Here is a 277-nt window from a genome sequence, read left to right on the forward strand (position 1 = left end):
GTAGATACCGGCGCCCAGAACATCTCCGAGGATGAACACGAAAAGGAGTGGGCCGGTTATCGCCCGGGTCAGAGTGTTCGTACCGCCGCCTTCGTCGCGGCGTGCGGTTTCGTCCACGTTCTCGGCCCTCGCGGCGCGTCGCATGTGCAAGGTTCATCCTGTCTTCATGGTGACGTGCCGCCACCTCAGGAGCAGTCATGTACCCATTGGCCGAGGTTTCAAACGTAGGTCGCCCGCCTTCCCGTGCTTTGCTTGTAGGGGAATCGCAGAAGTAGTG

The 277-nt window shown here is 60.6% G+C and carries 1 pseudogene; it reads right to left on the minus strand.

Features of this window, described 5'->3' with window-relative positions:
* Positions 1–144 (minus strand): annotated as a pseudogene (locus A2J01_RS36950) (amino acid permease); the annotation flags it as partial.
* Positions 145–277 lie beyond the last annotated feature (133 nt).

Origin of the sequence: Rhodococcus sp. EPR-134, assembly GCF_001647205.1 — a bacterium.
GTDB classification, from domain to species: Bacteria; Actinomycetota; Actinomycetes; order Mycobacteriales; family Mycobacteriaceae; genus Rhodococcus_F; species Rhodococcus_F qingshengii.